The organism is Nostoc sp., assembly GCF_036917435.1.
Taxonomy (GTDB): Bacteria; Cyanobacteriota; Cyanobacteriia; order Cyanobacteriales; family Nostocaceae; genus Nostoc.
The window spans coordinates 1-4599 of record NZ_JBALDM010000020.1 but is presented as its reverse complement, the minus strand read 5'-3'; the positions used below and the strand labels follow the sequence as shown (position 1 = coordinate 4599).

Below are 4599 nucleotides of genomic sequence, written 5' to 3'. Positions count from 1 at the left end.
ATACTTAGTCTGGTAGGGTTAGCCTTTGCTCTTAATCCGCTCGTTAGAGCCGGAAAGTCCTAAAAGCTCCGTTCTTTAGAACGGGGATTCCTTACGTAATATCATGTCCGCTTGATTAGTTTTTAAACCCGAAGAACCCCACCCCGCCAAAGCTGCGCTTTGTCTCCAGGGGATTAAAGGGAGCCAGTGCGGTCTTGGGGTCTCCCCAAGTGGAGCATCTGGCGTGTGGGGTGCAATGACCGTGGGAATCATAACTAATTAACCGGACATGATATCACTGATTCTTGGTGAAAAAAAAGTAAAACTACTTTCCTGCAAAGCTTTCAGCGTCAGCTTGAGCGTTGCCAAAAAATGGTTGAAGAAGGATTCAGAAGTCAATTAAATCCACTTATTCATCCGCCACTCGTACAGAATTCATTCTGTTAGCGATAGCGGGGCGTTTAGCCCATTCTGACTCCTGAATTCTGTTTGATAAAGTCGAGCTTAAAGGTTGTTTGAAAATTTGAAAAATGTATAATTTGTCATTCTGAATGGAACGGAGTTGAACAAATAATCTAGGGTTTGAGCGATTACTCAGAGATACTTGACTACGTTCAGCATGACTTTTCAAACATCCTCTAATTCTTTATATCCCACATATCTTGGGAAATTGGATGGATTTCACGCGCTAATTTCCATAAACGATGTCTTGCTCGGTAGGCATACCAAATGAAAATGACTAAAGTCTGCCAACTGATTAATATAGAAACATTTTGAGTCCCTAGTGTAATAGCGATAACTAGAAACCCAAATAAAAAGACACGAAGCATTTCATGCGGTAGCTCTTCTGACCACTTACTTTTAGTATAACGATGAACAAAATAGGGTATCCAGACACTAACTACTTGCGCTACAAACAACATTGACCCAATGATATTGGTTTTTGTCACGACAAGAAAGCCAAATGACTTGTAAGTTTGTAATACAAAGTGAAGCCAAGTTCTTGTCTGTTTATCAACATAGTTGTAAACAAAGAAAGTCAGGCGTACAACCAAGAGGAAACCTATCCAGAATACCATGTTAATTAAAGCTGTTTGTAAATCTAGGGTGCTAATAATGGAAGCCAAACTAACATCAATTGAGATAACTTTAGCCAATTCCAAAATAATTAGTCCAGGGACAGCAAAAGCTACAGCCCAAATCCAAGCCTGCCATACATTGATTCGGTTTATGTACCGTTGGTATGTTGCTGATAGGGTTGGTTGTTTCTCAAACCGTTCAGCAACTATGTCATTTTCTACATAGCCTAGTTCATAGATGCACCAGAAAGAAAGTAATAGAAAAAACATCCCAATGGCATGAATAAGAGGTTGGTTATTCACCCAACTCAAACCTAGTATTAAGATTGTAAAATCATCGTATACTATCTTTCTGAGAAAATATTGCTTGCCTGGTCGCTTCGCTCGCTCTAGATACAAGAACGGAATATAAATATTAGTCAGCGCCGAAACATACTTTGCTTCCGGCCAAATAACTAAGCATGGAGTTGCCACAGATGCAAGTAATGGATTATCGTCGGTTGAATCCGTGATTGCGATCGCACGGTTAACTTCATCCTTAGTCAAAAATGCTGACACCAACGAGTATTTTCCTCTTTGTCGATCTATAGCTCCTTGCCAAAATCGACAAGCTATCACACTATTAAATTCTATGGGGAAGTGTTTACACAGGGGACGAACAATAAAATCAAACCCTTGAGTAGCAACTATTACACGCGAATTTGCATTCTTAGTGAGTGCATCAAGCATAATAGTGTTTCCATAGGCTTGAGCTAACTCTTTAGCTCGCCATTCCCACAAGATTAGAGTCCAAGGAAAAAGCAAGGTTGCTACAAAAACCTTCACCCAATCTCGTGAAACCTCTCCTTTAATTTTTCCTGGCAACCAATTCCAAGGTTTGAGAAAATTCAACAATGCAAGCAATAAGTACCCAAGTATGTGCGGTCTTAATGTATCGAGATACTCTTGTGTTGAATTACGCAGAAAGAGAGTCTCATCTAAATCTACTATGATTGGCGTGCTATCTGAAGCTGTTTCAATGATCCTTGCTACTTTGGACACAGAGGTATCATAGCTTAATGTATTCATTTCTATAAGCCTAATAGGTCTGATGTACAGTGATGATTATTTCATACTAAGTGATAATTGCAAGCCTGGACTCTAAATCAGATGGTCATTCTTTTGAAAGTTCAGTCCCCCACAACTTTCAAGTAGTACCTTCTGAATTCTCTTTCCAGCAATAACTATCTTCTTCAACTTGTCGCCGTTCCAGAACCGGGAACTGAGAACTGGGAAAAGTTTTTTAAAATTTGGTGGTGGGTAAAAGCCCCCAACATAATTTTTCGGTTTGGCATCTAATCCTCAGTCCTCAGTCCCCAGTCCCCAGTTCCATTGACCATGTGTTTGCCCTAGTACAGCATGACATAAAACTACCTTATGAAATGTCTAAAACACTTATGCAATGGTAATTAGGAATTACAAATTACGAATTAAGTGGAGCGCTACTAGTCGCTCCCTAGTAGACTAGCACTGTTTAGCTGTAGATGGACTTACAAAATCATGCAAATTTTCATCCCAAATGCTAATGTAAATAAAATTACATTCTTGGCGGATAATCTGACCCTTGACTGAGCCATTCTTAAAACTAAAATTATCAGACTGATGTTGCTGTATCTGCTTAAGTCCCTGTTTAATTTCTTCAGTGGCTTGTCCATCTAACAATCCATTCAAAGTCGCTTCCATTAGCTGCGGATCTACCGATTGGGCAAAAGATACCTCAGTTTGACGCAGCATTTTAGAATTACGATCGAATAAGTAGCCAAGATCAATTTTGTTTGGCACTAGTTTGTAAACAACAGCACGGGTATTACCCCATGAACCTCTTAAATCTTGATTTGGTTTGCCAAGGGTAGCTTCTACGATGTTTCTTGCTGTACCTGTAGGGAATGCGGGAACGCTTTGTCTACTAGCAGTGGCAGCTAATTTACTGCGCGGTTTGTTCTGTGGTGCTGAAGTTACTTCTGGTGTGGGAACTGCAATATTTTCTGGTTCTGGCTGTGGTGTAGAACGTACTTCTGGCGCTGGGGTATCTAAAGTTATAGGTTCCTTTTCTAGCTGTGGCGTGGATACAACTGGGGGATTAATGGTTGGCAAAGGATCATGAATTAATCGCCGTCGTGGTGGTGAAACCGGTATAACTGGGACTGGAGAAGTTTGGGAAGAAAGGGGCGATTCGGGAGATGCAGGCGTGGGCAACGATTCTAGCGATGGGGCAGGACTTGTAGTGATGGTTGTTTCTGGTTGTTGCTGACGAATGATGTTAGAAATTACTACTGCACCAATCAAGCCGCCTACAAGCAAACTACCAATAATCACAGTTGGTTTTTGCCAGTTTCCAGGAGTTGAAGATCCTGGAATTACAGAATTTTTTTGCGGGGAATATAATGGCTGGGTTTGCCGAGTTGATGTAACAGGGGGATAAAAATTAACTGTGGGAGTATTTGTAGCTAACTCAGGAGTTATATTACTAGGAGACTGCAAAGCTTGTAACATTTTACTAGCAGTGCTGTAGCGATCGCCAGCATGAGGCTTAATTGCCTGATTGAGTACCGCCACTAAGTGATAAGAAACCTTAGAGGCGTACTGTTGCCAAATTATCTCCCCAGTTTTTAGATCGGTTTGTAGTTCTTGCGGGTGTTTGCCAGTCAGTAGATAAATCGCCGTTAAACCTAAGCTGTAGATATCAGTGCTGTAAACTGGACGGCCAACGGCTTGTTCGCTAGGCATATATCCAGGCGTACCAATAACGAGCGATCGCGTGGGGTATCCTGGAGAATTCACCACAGAACGGATTGTTTCTTTGACTGCACCAAAATCAATCAAAACTGGCTTGTTATCAACAGAACGAAGAATAATGTTATCTGGCTTGATATCCCGGTGAATAATGCCCTTACTGTGGACATAATTTAACACTGAAAGCAGACTTAAGATAATTTCCCGAACAGCAGTTTCACTCTCAAATCCTTTGGCTTCAACAATTTTTGTCAGAGTTTGGCCATGAATCCATTCTTGGACAAGGTAAAATTGCCCATTTTCAGAAAAGTAAGCGTAGAGTTTAGGAATTTGGTTACTACTTTCACCCAAATATTCTAATGTTGCGGCTTCCCGTTCAAACCTTTGTTGGATAAGTTGGTAATTTTGTGGGTCATTATTGGTTATCGGTTTGAGTTGCTTAATCACACAACGACGGCGAGAAGGTAGATGGGCATCTTCTGCCAGAAAGGTTTCGCCAAAACCACCAGCGCCGATTACCTGGATAACTTGATAGCGATTGTTTAGCAGGGTTATGGTCATGAAAAATTACAAGCGTAGACATCGGATACACTCCGCCTCTGGGCTTGTCGTCAGACATCGCCCTTTCCAAATGTACATCACATATAGCGGTTCTCAATTAGATGAAATACAGACCTAAGAGGTTGTTTGAAAAGTCAGAGAAATGGTAAAAAAGCTCTCTCAGTATACGCTGTGAATAGATAGTAGACAGCACTGAGAGAGCAACATG

Annotated in this window: 2 protein-coding genes; both read right to left on the bottom strand. The window is 41.1% G+C overall.

Annotated features, from left to right (window positions below; all coding sequences use genetic code 11):
* Positions 1-617: 617 nt before the first annotated feature.
* The gene (locus V7K98_RS08495; protein ID WP_335020691.1) at positions 618-2126 is read right to left on the bottom strand and encodes an HAD family hydrolase; all 1509 of its coding nucleotides are present in this window, start codon (positions 2124-2126) and stop codon (positions 618-620) included.
* Positions 2127-2561: 435 nt separating this feature from the next.
* Positions 2562-4391, bottom strand: coding sequence for a protein kinase domain-containing protein (locus V7K98_RS08490; RefSeq protein ID WP_335020689.1), 1830 nt, complete (start codon positions 4389-4391; stop codon positions 2562-2564).
* Between the last annotated feature and the right edge of the window lie 208 nt (positions 4392-4599).

Bases quoted from the DNA above. Each gene is read 5' to 3' on its own strand.
- V7K98_RS08495 (WP_335020691.1), bottom strand. From the start codon at position 2,126: ATGAATACATTAAGCTATGATACCTCTGTGTCCAAAGTAGCAAGGATC.
- V7K98_RS08490 (WP_335020689.1), bottom strand. From the start codon at position 4,391: ATGACCATAACCCTGCTAAACAATCGCTATCAAGTTATCCAGGTAATC.